Origin of the sequence: Pseudoflavonifractor sp. An187, assembly GCF_002160275.1 — a bacterium.
Taxonomy (GTDB): Bacteria; Bacillota; Clostridia; order Oscillospirales; family Oscillospiraceae; genus Enterenecus; species Enterenecus faecium.
This window is the reverse complement of sequence record NZ_NFKG01000038.1, coordinates 1-22,177: the sequence shown is the minus strand read 5'-3', so window position 1 is coordinate 22,177 and position 22,177 is coordinate 1. Positions and strand designations below refer to the sequence as shown.

Below are 22,177 nucleotides of genomic sequence, written 5' to 3'. Positions count from 1 at the left end.
CGTACCCCAGGGAGGTCCTTAGGGGGGAACGCCCTAAGCGGGTTTTGGTTTCTTTTGCCCGCTCAAAAGAAACCCCCAGCGGGAAGCGTCCCCACCAGGCTGGCAAGCCGGAACCTGGGCGGTTAGACGATCAATTTCTCTTGATTCGTAAAAACAAATTGGCCGGAGAAAAGCACCTGCTTTTCTCCGGCCAAAGGTTTTTATTCTTCTTCCTGCTTGACGCAGGCGATGTTCAGCTCGTCCAGCTGCTTGGGGTCCACGAAGGAGGGGGCGCCCATCATCAGGTCCTGGGCGTTCTTGTTCATGGGGAAGGGGATGATTTCCCGGATGGAGTCCTCACCGGCCAGCAGCATCACCATGCGGTCCACACCGGGGGCGATGCCTGCGTGGGGGGGAGCGCCGTAGGTGAAGGCGTTGTACATGGCGGGGAACTTGCTCTTCACGTCGTCCTCGCCCAGACGCACCAGCTGGAAGGCCTCCAGCATGATCTCGGGGTCGTGGTTCCGCACAGCGCCGGAGGACAGCTCCACGCCGTTGCACACCAGGTCGTACTGGTAGGCGGTGATGGTCAGGGGGTCCACCTCGCCGGCAGCGGCCTTCTTCAGAATCTCCAGGCCGCCGTTGGGCATGGAGAAGGGGTTGTGGCAGAACTCCAGCAGCCCGGACTCCTCGCCGATCTCGTACATGGGGAAGTCCACAATCCAGCAGAACTCGTAGCGCTCACGGTCCATGTGGTTGGGGCAGAAGTTGCCCAGCTTGGAACGGAGCACGCCAGCGGTCTTCTGGGCGGTGAGCAGCTTTCCGGCAGTCAGGCCCACAAAGCAGCCGGGGGTGAGGCCCAGAGCCTCCACCACCTGCTCACGGATGGGCTGGACAAACTTGGCGATGCCGCCCACGATCTCACCCTTTTCATCGTAGCGGAACCAATAGGCCTTCTCGCCGGACTGCACCTCCACCTGGTTGCACAGGCCGTCAATCTGCTTGCGGGTGCCCACAAAGTCGGTGACCACAATGGCCTTGACGGTGTTGCCCTCGAAGGGACCGAAGCCGCAGCCGGACAGCACGTCGGTGGCGTCGGTGAGGGTCAGGTCAATGCGCAGGTCGGGCTTGTCGGAGCCGTACTTGTCCATGGCCTCCAGGAAGGGGATGCGGGTGAAGGGGGCCTGAGAGGCCACGTTGTAGGTGCCGTACTTGGCGAAGATGGGGGGGAGCACACGCTCCAGAACGGCGAATACGTCCTCTTGGCCCGCAAAGGCCATCTCCATATCCAGCTGATAGAACTCGCCGGGGGAGCGGTCGCCACGGGCGTCCTCGTCCCGGAAGCAGGGGGCAATCTGGAAATAGCGGTCAAAGCCGGAGGCCATCAGCAGCTGCTTGAACTGCTGGGGAGCCTGGGGCAGCGCGTAGAACTTGCCGGGGTGCTTACGGCTGGGCACCAGGTAGTCCCGGGCGCCCTCGGGGGAGGAGGCGGTCAAAATGGGGGTGGTGATCTCCATGAAGCCCTCAGCGGTCATGGCCTGACGCAGGGCGGACACCACGTTGCAGCGCAGGATGATGTTGTTCTTCACCTCAGGGTTGCGCAGGTCCAGATAGCGGTACTTCAGACGCTGGGTCTCGTCCGCCTCCCGGCTGCGGCTAATCGGGAAGGGCAGCTCGTTGTGGCGGCAGCGGCCCAGCACAGTGATGGCGGAGGGCACCACCTCAATGTCGCCGGTGGGCAGCTTGGAGTTCTTGCTGTCGCGCTCCCGGACAACGCCGGTGACCTGGAGGGTGGACTCCTTGTTCAGGTCCTTGACGATGGCCATCATCTCGGCGGTCTCGATGACCACCTGGGTGGTGCCGTAGAAGTCACGCAGCACCACAAAGGCCAGATTCTGGCCCACCTCACGGACGTTTTCTAGGAAGCCAGCCAGGGTGACGGTCTGGCCGACCTGCTCCATGCGCAGTTCCCCACAGGTGTGGGTACGGGATTGAACCATGTGAAATCAACTCCAAAATGTATAATAGATATAAAATATTACAATTAGTGCTCAGGTTCCTGGATGGGGTCAATGCCAGCCACCCGTTCGGCCAGGTCGTTGGCAATGGTGTCCACCGCCTGGTCCACGCTCAGGGTCTCCTGCTGGCCGGTGGTCATGTCCTTGACGGACACGGCATTCTGGGAGATCTCGTCGTCCCCCAGGAAGGCCACATAGGGTACGCCGATCTTGTCGGCGTAGGTCATCTTCTGCTTGAACTTCTTCTGCTCGGTGTACAGCTGGGCCCGCACACCGGCTTGGCGCAGCTGGGTGGCAAAGGAGATGGCGGGGGCCAGGTCCTCGGTCATGGGCAGGATGAGCACGTCGGCGGGAGCGGTGACCATCTCCTCGTTGAGGTAGCCCTGGTCCTCCAGGACAAAGAACAGGCGGGTGAGGCCGATGGAGATGCCCACGCCGGGCAGCTGCTTGTCGGTGTAGTACTCGGCCAGGTTGTCGTAGCGGCCGCCGGAGCAGATGGAGCCGATCTCCGGGTGGTCCAGCATGGTGGTCTCGTACACGGTGCCGGTGTAGTAGTCCAGGCCACGGGCAATGGTCAGATCCACGGCAAAGTGGGTCTGAGGCACGCCGAAGGCGGAGAGGTACTTCACCACGCAGGTGAGCTCGTCCAGGCCCTGGTCGAACAGCTCGTGGCGGCCCCGGTAGCCCTCCAGAGCGGTGAGCACCTGGTCGTTGTCGCCCTGGATGGCGATGAACTTTAGAATCTCGTCGGCCTGCTCAGCGGTGATGCCGATGTCCTCGCCGGTGAGGAGGGCGGCCACCTTTTCAGGGCCGATCTTCTCCAGCTTGTCCACGGTGCGCATGATGTCCCCGGACTTCTCGGTGAGGCCCAGCATGGCATAGAAGCCGTTCAAAATCTTCCGGTTGTTCACCCGAATCTGGAACCGCTTGAGACCCAGAGAGGTGAAGGTCTGATAGATGATGGAGGGAATCTCCGCCTCGTTGACGATGTCCAGCTTGCCGTCGCCAATGATGTCGATGTCCGCCTGATAGAATTCACGGAAGCGGCCCCGCTGGGCGCGCTCGCCCCGGTACACCTTGCCGATCTGGAAGCGGCGGAAGGGGAAGGCCAGGTCCCCATAGTGGAGGGCCACGTACTTGGCCAGGGGCACGGTGAGGTCAAAGCGCAGGGACAGGTCGGTGTCGCCCTTCAGGAAGCGATAGATCTGCTTCTCGGTCTCGCCGCCGGCCTTGGCCAGCAGCACCTCGCTGGCCTCGATGACGGGGGTGTCCAGGGGGGTGAAGCCGTAGAGGGAATAGGAGCGGCGCAGCAGCTCCACCATGCGGTCAAACTGCACCTGACGCTGGGGGAGCAGTTCCATAAACCCAGAGAGGGTGCGGGGTTTTTGTTTTGCCATGTGAATCGGACTCCTTACAGCTAGAATAGGGGGGAACGTGTCCTGCCTGGGGTCCCATAGCATGCCGTAGGGGAGGGGCTTGCCCCTCCCGCAATCAGGCGCAACCAGGGACGGGAGGGGCAAGCCCCTCCCCTACCACGGGAAAAGGAGACGTTTCGCAAAGGAAAGAGGTGTTGCCGAGGCAACACCTCCGAACATGAGTTTACACTTTGAGCGGGGTAGAGGGTTTGATCAGCTCACGCCAGTTCAGGTCGCCCCGAGCCAGGCCGTGGATGAGCATCTCGGCGGTGGCGGCGTTGGTGGCAATGGGCACATTGTTCTGGTCGCACAGGCGGGTGATATAGTGCAGGTCCTGGTCCAGATCCTCCGCATTGGGGTCATTGAAAAACAGCACCATGTCAATTTCGTTGTAGGCGATGCGGGCGCCAATCTGTTGGGCGCCGCCGTGAGCATGGGCCATAAACAGCTGGACGGGCAGTCCGGTGGCCTCAGCCACCAGGCGGCCGGTGCGGCTGGTGGCGCACACGGTATGTTTGGAGAGGATGCCGCAGTAGGCGATGCAGAACTGCACCATCAGCTCCTTTTTGTTGTCGTGACTCATCAGAGCAATGTTCATGGGAATCCTTCCTTTCTTGTGGGGGCTCAGCGGATGTGCAACAGGGGCACTCGCTGGCCAAGCAGGCGTTTGGCAATATTGAGATAAGCTGGTGCAGCGCCCTTGTAGGTCTTCAACACCAGAGGGACACTCTGAGCTGCCGCCAGGGTAACTTGGGGGTCCTCCGGCACCATGCCCAGCAGGGGCAGTCCGGCGGTGTCCATGGCGACGTCAATGGTGGTGCGCAGCTTGCCGATCATGCGGGGCTCTACCCGGTTGACCACCAGATGGATGTCCTCAATCTGGCCCATGAGCTTGGTCACCGCCCGCTGGGCATCCCGCAGGGCGGCGGGCTCGGTGGCAGAGACCACAATGGCACGGTCCGCGGCGTACATGGCCAGCTGGAATCCGTCCCCCAGTCCTGCCGGAGAGTCCAGAAAGATGAAGTCGTAGTAGTCCCGGGCCTCGTCAATCACGTCCCGGAAGCCCTTCAAATCCAGATTGATGAGGGACAGGGGGGCGGTGAGGAGAAAGAGACCTCGAATTTGGGGGTGCTCTGCCGCTGCGGTGAGCAGGGGACAGCGATGCTCCATCACGTCGGAGAAGTCCATCACGGCCCGGTCGGACATGCCCAGGGCAATGTCCAGATTGCGCAGACCCACGTCCACGTCAATGCACAGCACCCGACGGCCTAAGGCGGCCAGACATGAGGCGACGCCGGCAGTGAGGGCGGTTTTACCCGTTCCGCCCTTTCCAGATGTGACCATTACCGATGTTCCCATGCCTTAGCCTCCTCCACAACAAGAAAATCATATCATGAATTGTCTCATACCGCAAGTTTTTTGTAAACAAATTGAATGAAAGTGCAACTTCCTGGGGTGCGCCGCACCCCAGGTCCTGCATTCTTCATTCTTCATTTTTCGTTCTTCATTTATAAGGGCGCTTTCTGCATCTTCGCCCAACGCCTCGGATACTTGGCGGGGCAGGGGGCCACCTTCTCCACCACCACCACCCGGTGGGTGATGTCCGTGTGGGGAATCCGGTAGTCGTAGCAGCCCTTGAGCACGCCGCCCAGGGTGGGGATGGCACGGGCCGCCCGGTCCAGCTCCTCCTGGCACTCCGGGCCCTTCATGGCCAGGAAACGGCCCCCCACCTTCACAAAGGGCAGGCACATCTCGCACAGGAGCCCCAGGTCCGCCACCGCCCGGGCGGTGGCAAAGTCAAACTGCTCCCGGAGGTCGGGGTCTTGCCCCGCCTCCTCGGCCCGGGCGTGGAGGGTGGTGACCCCCTCCAGCTCCAACTCCTCCGCCACCGTCTGAAGCCAGGAAAGGCGCTTTTGCAGCCCGTCCAGCAGGGTGAGGGACAGGGTGGGGCAGAGGGTTTTCAGCACCATGCCGGGGAAGCCCGCCCCAGTGCCCACGTCGATGAGCTTGGCATGCTCCAGACGCCCGCAGTTTAAAAGGGGCGCACAGTCCAGCATGTGCAGGGTGGCCACGTCAAAGGGCTGGGTGATGGCGGTGAGGTTCATCACCTGATTTTGTTCCATGAGTAAATTACCATACTTTGCCAGCTTGGCCGCCGCATCCGCCGGGTAGGCGGGGAGGTCCAGCTGGGCAAGGCCGGTGGAAATGAGAGATTCCATGGGCGCGCTCCTTTACAGGGGTGTGGTGACGTTGGCGATGAGGGCGGGCACGCCCAGCCAAAGCCCCAGCACCACCGCCACCAGGCACACTACACAGATGAGAATGGTACCCACCAGGCCGCCGGGGGCGGTACCCTGGCGCTGGCGGTGGACGGCGATGAAGGGCACGCCAATTCCCACGGGCACCACCAGCAGGGGGGCGGTGCCGGGGAGGGTGCGGGCGGTGGCGATGGTGTAGGTGATGAGGGCAATGAGCATGAGCATGTACCCAATGCCAATCCAGGCCGCCACCCGCTTTTCAAAGGAGGCGGGGGTGTAGCTGGGTTCTTGCTCCTCCATTACTTGCCCTCCTTCAGCAGATCGCGGATCTCGGCCAGCAGCAGCTCCTCCTTGGAGGGCTTGGGAGCGGGGGCTGCCTCCTCCTTTTTCCGGTGGAGGCGGTTGAAGGCCTTGACGATGCAGAACACGGCGAAGGCCATGATGATGAAGTTGAGCACCGCCTCAATAAAGCTGCCGTAGGCGATGGTGGCGGAGCCCAGGGTGAGGGTCAGATCGGAGAAGGACACCCGATTGACCAGCAGCCCCAGCAGGGGCATGAGAATGTCGTTGGTGAGGGAGTCGGTGATGGACTTGAAGGCGCCGCCGATGATGACGCCCACCGCCAGGTCCAGCACGTTGCCCCGGTTCAAGAAGGTCTTGAATTCCCGAATAAAGGCTTTCATCTGTAGTTACCTCGTATTGTATCTCAGTGCTTGGGGGTGAGCACGGCGGTGCCGCCCATGTAGGGGCGCAGAGGCTCGGGGATGGTGACGGAGCCGTCGGCCTGGAGGTTGTTCTCCAGGAAGGCGATGAGCATCCGGGGAGGAGCCACCACGGTGTTGTTCAGGGTGTGGGGCAGGTACATGCCGTTCTCGCCCTTGACCCGCATCTTCAGGCGGCGGGCCTGAGCGTCGCCCAGGTTGGAGCAGGAGCACACCTCGAAGTACTTCTGCTGACGGGGGGACCAGGCCTCAATGTCGCAGGACTTCACCTTCAGGTCGGCCAGGTCGCCGGAGCAGCACTCCAGCTGACGGACGGGAATGTCCAGGGAGCGGAACAGCTCCACGGAGTAGCGCCACATCTTCTCGTACCACTCCATGGACTCCTCAGGGCTGCACACCACCACCATCTCCTGCTTCTCGAACTGGTGGATGCGGTACACGCCGCGCTCCTCAATGCCGTGGGCGCCCTTCTCCTTGCGGAAGCAGGGGGAGTAGGAGGTGAGGGTGTAGGGCAGGGAGGCCTCGGGGATGATCTGGTCGATGAACTTGCCGATCATGGAGTGCTCGCTGGTGCCGATGAGGTACAGGTCCTCGCCCTCAATCTTGTACATCATGGCGTCCATCTCGGTCTGGCTCATGACGCCCTCCACCACGTTGCCGTGGATCATGAAGGGGGGCACGCAGTAGGTAAAGCCCTTGTTAATCATGAAGTCCCGGGCGTAGGCCAGCACAGCGGAGTGCAGGCGGGCAATGTCGCCCATGAGGTAATAGAAGCCGTTGCCGGACACACGGCCAGCGGAGTCCAGGTCGATGCCGTCAAAGGACTCCATAATGGCGGTGTGGTAGGGCACCTCGAAGTCGGGGGTGGCGGGCTCGCCGAACCGCTCCACCTCCACGTTGAACTCATCGCTCTCGCCGATGGGCACGGAGGGGTCGATGATGTTGGGGATCTTCAGCAGGATGGAGCGAATCTCCACCGCCAGCTTGCCCTCCAGCTCCTCCAGCTCGGCCAGGCGGTCGGCGTTGGCCTTTACCTGAGCCTTGACGGCCTCGGCCTCCTCCAGCTTGGAGGGGTCCTTCTTGGCCTGGCCCATGAGCATGCCAATCTGCTTGGACAGGGAGTTGCGGGAGGCCCGCAGGTTGTTGGCCTCGGTCATGGCGTCCCGGTTCTGGCGGTCCAGCTCGATGACCTGGTCCACCAGGGGCAGCTTGGCGTCCTGGAACTTCTTCTTGATGTTCTCTTTGACAACCTCGGGGTTTTCCCGGATAAACTTGATGTCTAACATGGTCTCTTTTTCTCCTTTGTCAGGTGTATTTATGGAATAATGGAAGGCTTGACCTTCGACCATTTCTCAGGCGCAGACCAGCGCCCCCGGTGGGGACGCTCCGCTGGGGTGACTTTCTGATTGGGCAGAAAGTCACCAAAGACCCACCAAAGGCGGGGCCTTCCCCCGCCTTGTGGAATCCACCCCGCGGTACTGGATGTGCCTGCGTCCTCCTTGTTTCGGCCCTGGGCCTGGAGAGGTCACATAGATGGCGTGGAACTTCTACCGAACGTGCCTACTCCTCTGTGTGGTTGTTCTTCGATTGCCAGGGCCTTACTCTGGTGAGCCGCTGTTTCCAGCTAACGGGGGCCAGGCTTCCGGTGGCGGGAACGCCGCTGCTCCAAGGTAGGCCCGGAGGTGGAAACCACCAGGCTGTAGGGCCAGCTGCCCAGAGCAGCCTGGTGTGGTGGCACGGCTAGGCGCTACAGCAAGGGGGACGGGCCGAATCTAGACTTGATGCAGGTCCAGCTTGGTACCCCAGGGAGGTCCTTAGGGGGGAACGCCCTAAGCGGGTTTTGGTTCCTTTTGACCGAGCAAAAGGAACCCCCAGCGGGGAGCGTCCCGCCAGGCTGGCAAGCCTCATGCAGGAAAATGAAAATCGTTCATTTCTCCGACCCTGCGGAGCTAAGAAAGAGTGCAGGGCTTTGCCTTGCTGATATTACTCCTGGGTATGCTCCATATGCGGCAGCTGCTGGAGCTGCTCCAGCAGGTTATTCAGATCGTCCACATTGTAGAACTCCAGCTCCAGGCGGCCCTTCTTCTTGCCGCTGGTAATCTTCACCTTGCGGCCCAGATGGCTGGCCAGCTGCTGCTGGGCCTGGTCGATATACATCTGGTTCTCGTTGATGGGCTTCTCCTTCTTCACCTTGGGCTCCAGGGTGAAGTGCTTGGCGGCGGCCTCCGCCTGACGCACCGACAGCCCCTGTTCGGCAATCCAGGCGCCAAAGGCGGTCTGGGCCTGCTCGCCCTCCACCATGAGCACCGCCCGGCCATGTCCGGCGGACAGGATGCCCTGGGCCAGCTGTTCCCGGACCGCAGGGGGGAGGGAGGTGAGACGCAGGGCGTTGGCAATGGCGGGGCGGGACTTGCCCATCCGCCGGGCCACCTCCTCCTGGGTCAGGCCGTAGTCGGTGAGCAGCACCAGATACCCCTCCGCTTCTTCCATGGGGTTCAGGTCCTCCCGCTGGAGGTTCTCAATGAGGCCCAGCTCCATCACCTTGCGGTCGTCGGCCTCGATGATGACCACCGGCACCTCGGCCAGGCCCGCCTGCTTGGCGGCCCGCCACCGGCGTTCCCCGGCGATGATCTGATAGTATCCGGTGGAGAGACGGCGGACGGTGAGGGGCTGGATGATGCCGTGCTCCCGGATGGAGTCCGCCAGGTCGGCCAGGGACTCCTCGTCAAACCGCTTCCGGGGCTGGTTCAGCCCCGGCTCCACCTGGGAGATGGGCAGTTGTACCGAGCCCGCCTCTTGGGTCTGGAGGGCGGCGTCCCCCATGAGGGCGCCCAGGCCCCGGCCTAAGCCGCCTTTGACTTTTGCCATGTGGCTATCCCTTCCTTTCTATTTCAGTGGGATGTTTCACGTGAAACATCAGGGGTTGTTCTTGTTGTGAAACTCCTCCGCCAGGGCCTCATAGGCTTCGGCGCCTCGGGACCACTTGTCGTAGGCCAGCACCGGCTTGCCGTGGCTGGGGGCCTCGGACAGGCGCACATTGCGGGGGATGACACTGGCGTACACCTTGCCGGGGAAGTACCGCTTGACCTCCTCCGCCACCTGCATGGACAGGTTGGTGCGCCCGTCGTACATGGTGAGCACCACGCCCTCCAAATCCAGGTTGGGGTTCAGGGACCGCTTGGCCAGACGCACGGTGTACATCAGATCGCTGAGACCTTCCAGGGCGTAGTACTCGCACTGGACGGGCACCAGCAGGGTGTCGGCGGCGCACAGGGAGTCCAGGGTGAGCAGCTCCAGGGAAGGGGGGCAGTCGATGAAGATATAGTCGTAGTTGTCCTTCACTTCCTCCAGGGCGTCCTTCAGCCGATACTCCCGACGGTCCATGCCGATGAGCTCCACGGTGGCGCCGGACAGGGCCTTGTTGGAGGGCACCACGTCCGCCCAGGTGGTGGACACAATGGCCTTGGACATGGGGGCGTTGCCCAGCAGCACGTCGTACACGCTGGGGGAGTGGGACTTGTCCACACCGAACCCGGAGGTGGCGTTGCCCTGGGGGTCGAAGTCGCACACCAGCACCTTGTGGCCCTGTTGACCCAGAGCCGCGGCCAGATTGACACAGGTGGTGGTCTTTCCAACACCGCCTTTTTGGTTAACAATGGCAATGGTTTTTGACATAACACAACCCGCCTTTTTTCATTCAAAGGATAAACAGAACTGAGTTTGATTATACCGTTTTGTGAGGATTTTTTCAACCACCACAGTGTAAGAAAAAATAGGTGTTTCACGTGAAACAAATTGGACTATCTCAGTCGAGGGACTGAGGTAGTCTGTTGTTCTATTTTTCCAAATACAGGCTTGCCAGCCGGGGACGCTCCGCTGGGGTAACTTTCTGACTGGGCAGAAAGTCACCAAAGACCCACCAAAGGCGGGGCCTTCCCCCGCCTTGTGGAATCCACCCCGCGGTACGGAATGCACCTGCGTCCTCCTGGTTTCGGCCCTGGTCCGGGTGGGGTCACATAGATGGATTGCCGTTCTACGGGTTGTATCGACTTCTCTGATGGTGCATTCTTCGATTGCCAGGGCCTTACCCTGGAGAAGCGGCGTTCCCGCCGCCGGAAGTCCGGCTTCGGATGACTGCCGCCGGGAGTGTTTGCCGCACTTCCTGTGTTGCTTAGGTGTTTCACGTGAAACAAATTGGACTATCTCAGTCGAGGGACTGAGGTAGTCTGTTGTTCTATTTTTCCAAATACAGGCTTGCCAGCCTGGGTAAGCTCCGCAGGGTAACTTTCTGACTGGGCAGAAAGTCACCAAAGACCCACCAAAGGCGGGGCCTTCCCCCGCCTTGTGGAATCCACCCCGCGGTACTGGATGCACCTGCGTCCTCCTGGTTTCGGCCCTGGTCCTAGTGGGGTCACATAGATGGCTTGCCGTTCTACGGGTTGTGTTGACTCCTCTGATAGTGCATTCTTCGATTGCCAGGGCCTACCTTGGCATAGCGGCGTTCCCGCCGCCGGAAGTCCGGCTTCGGATGACTGCCGCCGGGAGTGTTTGCCGCACTTCCTGTGTTGCTGTGGTAGGGGCCGTGGCTTGCCCGGCCCGTTGGTTTCCTGGCATTGCCCTGGGGGATTCGGGAGGGGCAAGCCCCTCCCCTACGCCCATCAACCCAAGAAATTTGGCGATGTTCAGGGCCTTTTTGCGCCCAGCCCACCAGAATTGCGCTGCCAGGCCCCCGACCGCTGGGAACAGCGGCTCACCAGAGTAAGGCCCTGGCGGTAGAAGTACCATCCTACAGAGAAGCAGGCACCACCCACAGAATGTCTACGCCATCTATGTGACCTGAACGGTCCAGGGCCGGAGAGAGGAAGGCGCACGTTCCAACCAGTACCCCAGGGAGGTCCTTAGGGGGGAACGCCCTAAGCGGGTTTTGGTTCCTTTTGACCGAGCAAAAGGAACCCCCAGCGGGAAGCGTCCCCACCAGGCTGGCAAGCCTGAGACTTGGGCGGTTAGAGGGACAACCCCTCAGTCTGCTTGGCAGACAGCTCCCCTTACACAGGGGAGCCATTGGGCATGGCAGAAGCCTCCAGTCTGTGCCTTTCATGAAATCCGTGCCGCCTGCGGCACACCGCAATTTTTCATTCTTCATTTATCATTATTCATTTATATATAAAAAGGACACGCCGCCCCGAGCCGGGACGGCGTGTCCTCTTATTCCGCAGGTTTCTGAATGTGAATGGTCACCTTCACCCCATCCTCTACTTCCTCCTTGGTGCACTGGGTGTGCAGCCCCGCCGCCTCCATGAGGTTCACCGAGCGGCGCAGGGTGTTGAAGAATAACCGCACATCCTTGATGCGCAAAATAGGGGAGGGGGGCTGCTTGGTTTTGGTGTCCTGGCACAGCTTGGAGATGTACGCCTCGGACTGGGCCACCGTGAGGTTGTTGCGGACGATGTACTGGGCGGCCTTGCGCTGGTCGTCTCCATTGTCCAGCCGCAGCAGCGCCCGGGCGTGTCGCTCGGTGAGCTGGGCCTGGCGGAGTATGTCGATGACGTCGGGGGGCAGCTTGAGTAGCCGCAGCTTGTTGGCCACCGCCGACTGGCTCTTGCCCACCCGCCGAGCCACCTCGTCCTGAGACATGTGGTGGAGGGTGATGAGGCGGCGCAGGGCGATGGCCTCTTCCCACACGTCCAGGTTGCGCCGCTGGATGTTCTCCACCAGGGCCAGCAGGGAGGAGGTCTCCTCATCCGTCTGCACCACCAGGCAGGGCACCATGGTCATCCCCGCCATCTGGGCCGCCCGCAGCCGCCGCTCCCCGGAGATGAGCTCCCACTCGCCCCCCACCTTTCGCACCGACAGGGGCTGTAAGATGCCCAGCTGGACGATGGAGTCGGACAGCTCTTGCAGCTCCGCCTGGGAGAAGATGCTCCGGGGCTGGTTGGGGTTGGGGTGGATGTGATCCACGGGCAGGTTGAGCACCTGCCGTTTGTCCTTTAAAAAAAGTGCCATTCCTCATCTGCCTCCTGGGGAAACGCAGGTTTCCCTGTATTTTTCCACATTGTAGCACGAAGCTGTGGAAAAATTCTGTCGGAGTCTGGGATGGGAAATGGCACTTGTGAAGGTCAGGCGCGGAGGAAGCCCTTGCCGAAGATCTCGCTGGAGTTGGTGATGAGCATGAAGGCGTGGGGGTCGATGGCCTTCAGATGGCGGCGCAGCGCCACCGCCTGGGCCCGGGACAGGGCGGTGAGCACCACCCACTTGTCCTGATGGGAGTAGGCGCCCTCGCCCTTCCAGAAGGTGGCGGAGCGGTGGAGGGTGTGGGTGATGAAGTCGCACACCTCCTCCGGACAGGAGGTCACCAGAATAAAGCTCTTCTTCCGGTTGAGAGACTCAATCACCGAGTCCACCAACACGGACTTCAATACCAGGCCCAGCAGAGAGAAGAGGCCTGTCTCAATGTCAATCAAAATGAGGGTGGACCCGGCAATCAATACGTCCACATAGAGAAGAGCCATGCCGATGTCCAAGCTGGTAAATTTTTTCAGTATCATGGCCAGGATATCGGTGCCGCCGGTGGAGCCCTGGGTGTTGAAGAGGATGGCGGAGCCCAGGGCGGGGAGGATGACGCCGAAGAACAGCTCCAGCAGCTTCTCGTCAGTGAGGGGGCCGGACAGAGGCACCAGCCACTCCAGCCCGGTGAGCATGCCGGAGAAGAGGAGGGAGCAGTACACGGTGCGCACGCCGAAGCCCCGGTTGAGCACCCCGAAGCCCAGCAGGAGGAAGGCCACGTTGATCACCGAGGCGAACAGGGAGGAGCTGATGGAGGGGAAGATGGAGGAGAGAATGACGGCGATGCCCGTCACGCCTCCGGTGGAAAAGTGATTGGGAAACTTGAAGAAGTAGGTGCCCATGGCCACCAGGGCGGTGCCCAGGGTGAGCAGGGCATATTCGGTCAGGAATTGTTTCACTTTCATCGGCTTCGTACCCCTTTCTCTCTCATATCATTGGGCGAATTTGGGACCTTTTCTACAATTTGTTGATTACCCTTCTAAAGTGTAAATATTGTACCAGAAATAACACTTGACAACAAGCAAGATATGTGCAAAAAATAGAATGGAACAGCGGAAGTTTTTTTGTTAAAATATCAGGTATCTTATGTTTGTTCCGGGGTGAAATCCCGGGAAATTGACAAGAGAAGAGAGAGGAGCGAAGAGCGGTGAAACGGTTGGAACAGCGCATTCTGGAAGACGGGGTCATGGAGGGCGAAGACGTATTAAAGGTGGACAGCTTCCTCAACCACCAGATGGACGTGGGACTCTTTGCGGAGATGGGCAAGGAGTGGGCACGGCTGTTTGCCGACGACCACGTGACGAAAATCCTCACCATCGAGGCCTCCGGCATTGGCATTGCCTGTGTGGTGGCCCAGCAGTTTGGCGTTCCCGTGCTCTTTGCCAAGAAGAATAAAACCAAGAACATCGCCGGGGAGGTGTACGCCGCCCAGGTGGAGTCCTTCACCCATGGCCGGGTGTATGATATCATCGTGTCCAAGAAGTTCCTGGGCCCCGGGGACCGGGTGCTCCTCATCGACGACTTTTTGGCCAACGGCGCGGCCCTCCAGGGCCTCATCAAGCTGGTGCGGGATTCCGGCGCCACCCTGGTGGGAGCTGGCATTGCGGTGGAGAAGGCCTTCCAGCCCGGCGGCGATCTCATCCGCTCCATGGGGGTGCGGGTGGAGTCTCTGGCCCGCATCAAGGCCATGAGCTCCAAAGGCATCACGTTTTGTGATTAAAAGACCGCCATTGGGTGGTATACGGTGGTAGGGGCCGTGGCTTGCCCGGCCCGCTGCTGCCTGGATACCTGCGGGAGGGGCAAGCCCCTCCCCTACGCACTTTGGCGGAGAAACCACGATTTCAGAAAAGGAACCACCTTTTTTTGAAATAATAGTAGGAATCAGATAAGGGATATTTGAAGGAGGAACGAAACGTATGAAAAAGCGTATCCTTGCCCTGGTGATGGCTGGCGTCATGGCGCTGAGCCTGGCCGCCTGCGGCGGAAACAGCGACCCCAAGAGCTCCAACTCCGGCACTGCCGACAGCGACTTTAAGGTCGGCGCCATCTATATCAACAAGAAGACCGACACCGCCGGTTACACCTACGCCCACCACAAGGGCATCACCACCGCCATGGACGAGCTGGGCCTGGACCCTGACAGCCAGCTGGTCATCGTGGACGAGGTGCCTGAGGAGGACGACAAGGTGGCCGCCGCTGTGGACACCCTGGTGGGTGAGGGCTGTGATATCATCTTTGGTATCTCCTTCAACTACCTCAACGCCATGAACGCCAAGGCCGAGGAGTACCCCGAGGTGATCTTCTCCCACGCCACCGGCTACCTGTCCAACGAGACCAACTTCAACAACTACTTCGGCCGCATCTACCAGGCCCGCTACCTCACTGGCGTGGCCGCTGGTTTGAAGAGCCTGGAGACCGGCAACAATCATGTGGGCTACGTCTCCGCCTTTGGTACGGAATACGCCGAGACCTGCTCCGGCATCAACGGCTTCGCCCTGGGCGTGCAGTCCGTGAACCCCGACGCCACCGTGTACGTCAAGGAGCTGGGCGCTTGGACCGACGAGCAGAACGAGTACGCCTTTGCTGAGGAGCTCATCAACAGCTATGACTGCGGCGTCATCGCCCAGCACTGTGACTCCGCTCAGCCCCAGATCGCCGCGGAGAAGGCCGGCGTGTTCGGCTGCGGCTACAACTCTGACATGACCGTGGACGCCCCCAAGGCCCACCTCACCGCCGCTGTGTGGAACTGGGACGTGTACTACAAGCAGGCCATCGACACCGCCATGACCTGCGGCGGCGCGGAGAACTTCGTCACCGCCATGGGCGGCCCCGCCTACTATGAGGGCCTGGTCAAGGGCCTGGTGGGCGTGTCCGAGCTCAGCGACAACTGCGCCCCCGACACCCAGGCTTACCTGGACGCCATCATCGAGCTGCTGGCCACTGGCGAGTGGGACGTGTTCTCCGGCGTGAAGCTGTCCTACACCAAGAATGACGACGGCTCCGTCACCATCACCCAGACCGACTCCGCTCTGAAGACCAACGACGGCAAGGAGATCGTGCCCGCTGGCGGCAAGAGCGTGGAGGACTCCGTCATCACCGGTACCATGAACTACTTTGTGGAGGGCGTGCAGGTGGGCTAAGGCCCGGCCCTCAAATTGAATCCAGCCCTGAACTCATCCGGGCCGGCCGGGAAAAACGGCCGGCCCGGATGCTTGTTTTTCGGGGGAAAAACAAGTTAGTGAATAATGAATAGTGAATAGTGAAGAAGTATGGTGTGCCGCATGGCGGCACGGATTTTGATGTTTGGGCGTAGGGGAGGGGCTTGCCCCTCCCGAATCTCCCAGGGCAATGCCCAGGAGACAGCGGGCCGGGCAAGCCACGGCCCCTACCACGCCAGCAGTCCAAGAAGATACGCAGAGGCTTGAGGGCCTGCATTCTTCATGATTCATTCTTCGTTCTTCATTCAAAAGAGAAGGAGGCAGATTTCATGGCTGAACCCTATGCCGTGGAACTTCGTGGCATCACCAAGACCTTTGGTCCGGTGGTGGCCAACCACAACGTCAACCTGAATCTCCGAAAAGGAGAGATTCTCTCCCTGTTGGGAGAGAACGGTTCCGGCAAGACCACCTTGATGAACATGCTGTCCGGCATCTATACCCCCGACAGCGGCACCATTCTGGTGGACGGCCAGCCGGTCACCATTTCCTCCCCCCAGGACGCCAAGCGGCTGGGCATCGGCATGGTCCACCAGCACTTCAAGCTGGTGGATGTGTTCTCCGCCGCCGATAACATCTGGATGGGGGCCCAGGAGGCGGGCTTTGTGCTGAAAAAAGACCGCTACCGCAAGATTGAGGAGATGGCCAAAAAGTTCGGCTTCGACCTGGACCCCCGCAAGCAGGTGTGCAACATGGCGGTGTCCGAGAAGCAGACCCTGGAGATCATCAAGGTGCTCTACTACGGGGCCAAGGTCATCATTCTGGACGAGCCCACCGCCGTGCTCACCGTCCAGGAGATTGAAAAGCTCTTCGGGGTGCTCCGCCGCATGCGGGACGAGGGCCACTCCATCATCATCATCACCCACAAATTAAACGAGGTGATGGACATCTCCGACCGGGTGGCCATCCTGCGCAAGGGCGAGTATATCACCACCGTGGACACCCAGGAGACCAACGAGCAGGAGCTCACCGAGTGGATGGTGGGCCACAAGATCGACCTGAACATTGAGCGGCCCAAGATGGAGAAGCTCAAGCCGCTGCTGGAGATTCGGGACCTGACCATCCGCAGCGACGAGGGCAACGTGGCCATCGACAACGTCAGCTTCTACATCCGCGGCGGCGAGATGCTGGGGGTGGCGGGCATCGCCGGATGCGGCCAGAAGGAGCTGTGTGAGGCCATCGCCGGATTGCGCCCCATCCAGGCGGGCAAGATGATTCACAAGGGCGAGAACATCGTGGGCCTGAGCCCCAAGGAGATTCTGGCCAAGGGCATCTCCATGTCCTTCATCCCCGAGGACCGTCTGGGCATGGGCCTGGCCCCCTCCATGTCCATCACGGACAACATGATCTTGAAGAACTACAACGACGCCAAAGGCCCCTTTGTGGACCGGAAGGCGGGGAGGGAGGACGCCCAGCGGGTGATTGAGGAGCTGGGTGTGGTGACCCCCTCCACCGAGACCCCGGTGCGTCGGCTCTCCGGCGGCAACGTGCAGAAGGTGCTGCTGGGCCGAGAGATCAAGGCGGGCCCCAACGTCATCGTCACCGCCTACCCGGTGCGTGGCCTGGACATCCACTCCTCCTATGCCATCTACAACATCCTCAATGAGCAGAAGAAGAGCGGCGTGGGCATCCTCTTCGTGGGCGAGGATTTGGACGTGATGATGGCCCTGTGCGACAAAATCCTGGTGCTGTGTCACGGCAAGGTCATGGGCGTGGTCCACGCCCACAAGACCACCAAGGAGGAGCTGGGCCTGATGATGACGGGCAGCCTGGATTTGACCCACAAGTACGAGGACAAGCCCGCCGGCTACGCCGCCGACAGCTTATTCCAAGAGGAAGGGGAGGAGAAGTAAGCCATGCGTGTGCACATCGTCAAGCGGGAGGACTGCCCGCTGCTCAAAAAAATCCTCCTCATTGTGGGAGCGGTGGCGTTGGCCCTGGTGCTGGGCGGCCTGGTGCTGCTGGCCATGGGCGTCAACCCCCTGGAATACTACTTCAAAATGTTCACCATGGGTATGGTGGGCAACAAGATCGCCTATAAGGCGGCGGAAAACTACCTGAAAATCCTGGTGCCTCTGATTCTCACCGCCTTAGGCCTGTCTCTGGCCTTTAAGATGCGCTTTTGGAACATCGGCGGCGAGGGCCAGTTCATTGTGGGCGCCATTGCCGCCGCTGCGGTGGCCTTTACCGCCGGGCCCGTGCTGCCCACTCCGGTGGTGCTGCTGCTGATGTGTCTGGCCGCCATGCTGGCCGCCGGACTGCTGGGCCTGTTTGTGGCCGCGCTGAAGGTGAAGTTCGGCACCAACGAGACCCTGCTCACCCTGATGCTCAACTACATCGCCCTGTACTTCCTCACCTTCCTGGGGGAGACCAAGGCGGATTGGAACTTCTTTTTGAGCGCAGAGTCCGCCCGTCCCACCTTTGCCAGCTTCACCTCCATGGTGTCCTTCCCCCGGATTATGCTGGGCAAGTTCGGGCTGAACATCTGCGTGCTCATTACGCTGGCTCTCGGCGTGCTGGTGTACGTCTACCTCAAGCGCACCAAGCAGGGCTATGAGATCGCCGTGGTGGGCGACTCCATGGGCACTGCCCGGTATGCAGGCATGAAGGTGAGCACCATTGTGCTGCGCACCGTGTTCCTCTCCGCCTGCCTCATCGGCCTGGCCGCCGCCTTCAAGGTGGGCACCGCCGGCATTCTGTCCGCCTCCATCACCGACGATGTGGGCTGGACCGGTATCATTGTGGCCTGGCTGGCCAAACTGAGCACCGTGGGCATCTTCCTGGTGTCCGCCCTCATCGGCGTGCTGCAATACGGCTCCACCGCCGCTGCCGCCACCTTTGCCTCGGTGGATTCCAGCTTTGCCGACATGCTCCAGGGCGTCATTCTGTTCCTGGTGCTGGCGGCGGACTTCTTCACACGCTTCCGTGTGGTCATCGCCAAAAAGGAGGTGGAGCGCCATGGATGATAAGCTGAACATTGTCACCACATTCCTCCACAACATCATTGTGTACAACATCCCCCTGCTCTACGGCACCGTGGGAGAGATCACCATTGAGAAGTCGGGCAGCCTGAACCTGGGCGTGGAGGGCACCATGGCCGTGGGCGCCATCTTCGGCTATATCCTGGGCTGCTACGCCAACTCCATGGTGGTGGGCGTGCTGGTGGCCTTCCTCACCGCCGCCCTGTGCGGCCTCATCTTCGCCGTGCTCACCGTCACCTTCCAGGCCAACCAGAACATCACCGGTCTGACCATCACCACCTTCGGCCTGGGCGTGTTCTTCTTCGTGGGCAACGGCGTGAAGGCGGTGAGCTGGCCCGCCATGAACAACTACTCCAACATCCAAAACGGCTTTGCCGACCTGCCCATTCCGGGGCTGTCCAACATCCCGGTGCTGGGCGAGGTGCTCTTTGACCACAACGTCCTGGTGTACCTGGGTGTGGTCATCGCCCTGGTGATGTGGTGGTATTTGAAGTACACCCGCACCGGGCTGAGGCTGCGGGCCGTGGGTGAAAACCCCGCCGCTGCCGACTCTGTGGGCATCAACGTCCGCCGCTATAAGTACCTGCACATTATGCTGGGCTCCGGCATCATGGGCATTGGCGGCTACTACATGGGCCTGAACATGAACGGCTCTCTGTCCTCCAGCTGCTGGATCAACGGCTATGGCTGGATCGCCGTGGCCCTGGTCATCTTCGCCAACTGGAGCCCCGCCTTCGCCATGGTGGGCACCGTGGTGTTCGGCTTCTTCAACACCCTGCGGGTGTCCGGCCCCTCTCTGGCCATGGCCTTCCCCGGCCCCCTGGGCTGGCTGGCCGGGGTGCCCTCTCAGCTGTACCAGGCCTTGCCCTTTCTCATCACCGCTCTGGTGCTCATTGCCACCTCGGTGAAGAAGAGCAAGAACAGCGGACAGCCTGCGGCCCTGGGCCTGAACTACTTTAGAGAAGAACGATAAAAACGAAAAACTTCCACACCTTTTCCGAAGGGTGTGGAAGTTTTCTACCTTCAAGGGTCCCATCTGTTCCGATAGCAGTTTGCGCCAGGTAGACTGAGGGATGGATCTTCTCCAATATCATTGTTTCGCACTTGCCAGTGCAGGTGGGGACGCTCCGCTGGGGTCTATTTCTCAGCGATGAGAAATAGACGAAAGAATCGCCAAAGGAGGGGCCTTCCCCCTCCTTGTGGAATCTACCCCGCTTTTCTAGGCTGTCAGCGGTTGCCTCTTAGTCCGGGCCGAAGGGCGGTTACCATACCAGGAGAGAAAGAGGCTCTTTTTGGCTCTGTTACTGCTGGAATGGTGTGCACTTCTCCTGTTTTCGGCCCTACCTGTGGTGCATCCCGGCCGACAGCGGCCGGGCGAGGCCGCCACCCACCAGATTTGAGGCCCTGGTGGAAGGAGTGGAAGCTATCAGCGGAGTAGATACCGCCCAGAGATGTGCCAGGCCATCCAATCCGCCCCTCCAGGCCCGGGGCCGACTTGGGCCACGACCCGGTAAAACTAAATAAAAACATGGGGTTTCCAAAGGGATCTCCCTTTGGTGGGTCTTTGGTGACTTTCTGCCCATCAGAAAGTCACCCTGCGGAGCAAAATGGAATGGTAAGTGCAAAGCAATGATATCAGGAAAAAGCCACCCAGCGGAGCGTCCCCACCCAGGCCGGTGGACATCTCCAGACAAATCGGAGAAGAACCAGCCCTCTGGAAGAGAAAACAATAAAAGCCCCGGAGCCGCTTGCAAAGCTCCGGGGTTTTTTAGAAGGATGGAGGATAGAATGAAAAAGAAAGGATATCTCTTGCAAGTGTTATGATACGCAAGAGTCATTACAAAAGTTTGTGCACAATTGTTACAAAAGTATTAAATGATGCAAAGACTTTGTAAAGTCACCGGAGAGTGGAAAAAAACTCCTCCAAAATCCCCCGGCAGGCCTCTTCCAACAGGCCGCCGTAGATGCGGGGGTGGTGGTTGAACCGCTCCTCGAAGAGGTTGAGCACCGACCCGCAGCACCCGGATTTGTCCTCACGGGCCCCGTAGCGCACACAGGCGATGCGGGCGTTGATGATGGCCCCGGCGCACATGGGGCAGGGCTCCAGGGTGACGTACAGGGTGCACCCGGTGAGCCGCCAGGAGCCCACAGCGGCACAGGCCATGTTGATGGCCTCCACCTCGGCGTGGGCGGTGGCCAGGCCGTCCGCCTCCCGGCGGTTGCGGCCCCGGCCGATAATCTCGCCGTCCGGGGAGACGATGACGCAGCCCACGGGCACGTCTCCCTGGGGGATGCAGGCACGGGCCTCCTTCAGGGCCTCCTGCATGTATTCCTCGTGGGTCATGTTACTTGTTGGTGAGGATGGTCACCGAGTTGATGACGGGCTGGTCCTCGGCGGCAATGGTGCCGTTGCCGTCGGTGGGCTGGGCGTCCTTACAGATGGCGTCCACCACGTCCATACCCTCGGTGACGGTACCGAAAGCGGCATAGTCGGGGTCCAGGAAGGTGGAGTCCTCATGGACGATGAAGAACTGGGAGCTGGCGGAGTTGGGGTCGCTGGAGCGGGCCATGGAGATGGTGCCCCGCTTATGGGACAGGGGGTTGTCCCAGCCGTTGGAGGAGAACTCGCCCACGATCTCATGCTCGGAGCCGCCGGTGCCGTTGCCCTCGGGGTCGCCGCCCTGAATCATAAAGCCGTCCATGATGCGGTGGAAGGTCAGGCCGTTATAGAAGCCGCTGTTGGCCAGCTCCACGAAGTTGGCGCAGGTGATGGGGGCGGCGGACTGGTCCAGCTCCACGGTGATGGTGCCGTAGTCCTTCACGTCGATGCGGGCGGTGTAGGTCACGTCCTCCTCCAGAGCGGGCGGGGTGTAGGTGTCGGCGCTGGTGGTGGCGGTGGGATTGGCAGAGTTCTGGGCCCCGGAGGTGGTGGAGGGCTTCTGGGTCAGCACCACAGCGGCGATGATGAGAATGGCCACCACCACAATGGCGCCGATGCCCCACACCAGGGGATTGGACTTCTTGGCGGGCTGGGTGGGCTTGGCCTTGGGCTGAGGGGCGGAGTGGGGATTGGATTTCTTGTTCTTTTTCTTCGACATGATGGTAGGTTCCTTTCTTGTGTAAGACTGTCCACAGTGTACACCAAAAATGGGGGAAAGGGAAGGGCTTAACGCCTCCCTTGTGCAAAGGGAGGTGGCCCGGCGTGATGGGGCCCCCGCCAAAGCCCAGCGCAAGCGGGTTTGGTGGGGAGAGGAGGTGCGACGGCGTGAGCGAGACTTGTCCCGCCTCTCAGGGGCGAGGCGAGGGATACACAGTCCGCACCGACGAGACGGAGGGATTGACCGTTTCACCTCACAGTCTCAGGCTTGCCAGCCAGGGTTTGCTCCGCAGGGTGACTTTCTGAGTGGGCAGAAAGTCACCAAAGACCCACCAAAGGCGGGGCCTTCCCCCGCCTTGTGGAATCCACCCCGCGGTACTGGGTGGAAGGTGCATCGTTCTCGGTTCGGCCCTTAGTCTGGTAGGGTCA

General features: G+C 60.8%; 19 protein-coding genes. 5 read left to right on the top strand and 14 right to left on the bottom strand.

Translation table 11 applies throughout. The features are described 5' to 3' along the window. Window positions 1-200 precede the first annotated feature (200 nt). The 12 genes from aspS to B5F22_RS10930 form a co-directional block, all read right to left on the bottom strand. The gene (gene aspS / locus B5F22_RS10985) at window positions 201-1,979 is read right to left on the bottom strand and encodes an aspartate--tRNA ligase (protein WP_087392580.1); all 1,779 of its coding nucleotides are present in this window, start codon (window positions 1,977-1,979) and stop codon (window positions 201-203) included. Between the two features lie 44 nt (window positions 1,980-2,023). Next, window positions 2,024-3,394 carry a histidine--tRNA ligase gene (gene hisS / locus B5F22_RS10980; protein ID WP_087392579.1) on the bottom strand — a complete coding sequence of 457 codons (1,371 nt, stop codon included), beginning with the start codon at window positions 3,392-3,394 and terminating at the stop codon, window positions 2,024-2,026. Window positions 3,395-3,596: 202 nt separating this feature from the next. After that, on the bottom strand, window positions 3,597-4,010 hold the full coding sequence (locus B5F22_RS10975) for a methylglyoxal synthase (protein WP_087232307.1): 414 nt from the start codon (window positions 4,008-4,010) through the stop codon (window positions 3,597-3,599). 26 nt (window positions 4,011-4,036) lie between these two features. Continuing rightward, the gene (locus B5F22_RS10970) at window positions 4,037-4,771 is read right to left on the bottom strand and encodes an AAA family ATPase (protein ID WP_087232310.1); all 735 of its coding nucleotides are present in this window, start codon (window positions 4,769-4,771) and stop codon (window positions 4,037-4,039) included. 149 nt (window positions 4,772-4,920) lie between these two features. Further along, window positions 4,921-5,631 (bottom strand): 16S rRNA (guanine(527)-N(7))-methyltransferase RsmG, encoded by a 711-nt coding sequence (gene rsmG / locus B5F22_RS10965; protein WP_087392578.1) that lies wholly within the window; start codon window positions 5,629-5,631, stop codon window positions 4,921-4,923. Window positions 5,632-5,643: 12 nt separating this feature from the next. After that, complete coding sequence (locus tag B5F22_RS10960) at window positions 5,644-5,970, bottom strand: hypothetical protein (RefSeq protein WP_087232316.1); 327 nt, start codon at window positions 5,968-5,970, stop codon at window positions 5,644-5,646. Next, a complete protein-coding gene (gene mscL / locus B5F22_RS10955) occupies window positions 5,970-6,353 on the bottom strand; it encodes a large-conductance mechanosensitive channel protein MscL (RefSeq protein WP_087392577.1) in 384 nt (127 codons plus the stop codon). Before mscL ends, B5F22_RS10960 begins: the two co-directional genes overlap by 1 nt. Window positions 6,354-6,376: 23 nt before the next feature. After that, the gene (gene serS / locus B5F22_RS10950; RefSeq protein ID WP_087392576.1) at window positions 6,377-7,678 is read right to left on the bottom strand and encodes a serine--tRNA ligase; all 1,302 of its coding nucleotides are present in this window, start codon (window positions 7,676-7,678) and stop codon (window positions 6,377-6,379) included. A 697-nt stretch (window positions 7,679-8,375) separates the two neighbouring features. Then, window positions 8,376-9,260: a ParB/RepB/Spo0J family partition protein gene (locus tag B5F22_RS10945; RefSeq protein ID WP_087392575.1), complete on the bottom strand. Its 885-nt coding sequence runs from the start codon at window positions 9,258-9,260 to the stop codon at window positions 8,376-8,378. A 48-nt stretch (window positions 9,261-9,308) separates the two neighbouring features. After that, window positions 9,309-10,067: an AAA family ATPase gene (locus B5F22_RS10940; protein ID WP_087392574.1), complete on the bottom strand. Its 759-nt coding sequence runs from the start codon at window positions 10,065-10,067 to the stop codon at window positions 9,309-9,311. Between the two features lie 1,530 nt (window positions 10,068-11,597). Then, a complete protein-coding gene (locus B5F22_RS10935; RefSeq protein ID WP_087392573.1) occupies window positions 11,598-12,395 on the bottom strand; it encodes a ParB/RepB/Spo0J family partition protein in 798 nt (265 codons plus the stop codon). A gap of 113 nt (window positions 12,396-12,508) precedes the next feature. Then, window positions 12,509-13,360, bottom strand: a complete 852-nt coding sequence (locus B5F22_RS10930; protein ID WP_087392572.1) for a YitT family protein — start codon at window positions 13,358-13,360, stop codon at window positions 12,509-12,511. A 242-nt stretch (window positions 13,361-13,602) separates the two neighbouring features. On the opposite strand from B5F22_RS10930, the gene B5F22_RS10925 reads away from it, so the two are divergent. From B5F22_RS10925 to B5F22_RS10905, 5 genes are all read left to right on the top strand, one after another. Further along, entirely contained in the window at window positions 13,603-14,175 is a 573-nt protein-coding gene (locus B5F22_RS10925) for a xanthine phosphoribosyltransferase (protein WP_087392571.1), read from the top strand. A 196-nt stretch (window positions 14,176-14,371) separates the two neighbouring features. After that, a complete protein-coding gene (locus B5F22_RS10920; RefSeq protein ID WP_087392570.1) occupies window positions 14,372-15,595 on the top strand; it encodes a BMP family ABC transporter substrate-binding protein in 1,224 nt (407 codons plus the stop codon). 347 nt (window positions 15,596-15,942) lie between these two features. Next, window positions 15,943-17,523: an ABC transporter ATP-binding protein gene (locus B5F22_RS10915; RefSeq protein WP_087392569.1), complete on the top strand. Its 1,581-nt coding sequence runs from the start codon at window positions 15,943-15,945 to the stop codon at window positions 17,521-17,523. 3 nt (window positions 17,524-17,526) lie between these two features. Next, a complete protein-coding gene (locus B5F22_RS10910) occupies window positions 17,527-18,636 on the top strand; it encodes an ABC transporter permease (protein WP_087392568.1) in 1,110 nt (369 codons plus the stop codon). Beyond that, entirely contained in the window at window positions 18,629-19,624 is a 996-nt protein-coding gene (locus tag B5F22_RS10905) for an ABC transporter permease (protein ID WP_087232348.1), read from the top strand. The genes B5F22_RS10910 and B5F22_RS10905 overlap by 8 nt, the downstream gene beginning before the upstream one ends. A gap of 924 nt (window positions 19,625-20,548) precedes the next feature. On the opposite strand, the gene B5F22_RS10900 is transcribed toward B5F22_RS10905, so the two are convergent. After that, window positions 20,549-20,995 (bottom strand): nucleoside deaminase, encoded by a 447-nt coding sequence (locus B5F22_RS10900; RefSeq protein WP_087392567.1) that lies wholly within the window; start codon window positions 20,993-20,995, stop codon window positions 20,549-20,551. A gap of 1 nt (window position 20,996) precedes the next feature. After that, window positions 20,997-21,749, bottom strand: coding sequence for a peptidylprolyl isomerase (locus tag B5F22_RS10895; RefSeq protein ID WP_087392566.1), 753 nt, complete (start codon window positions 21,747-21,749; stop codon window positions 20,997-20,999). Between the last annotated feature and the right edge of the window lie 428 nt (window positions 21,750-22,177).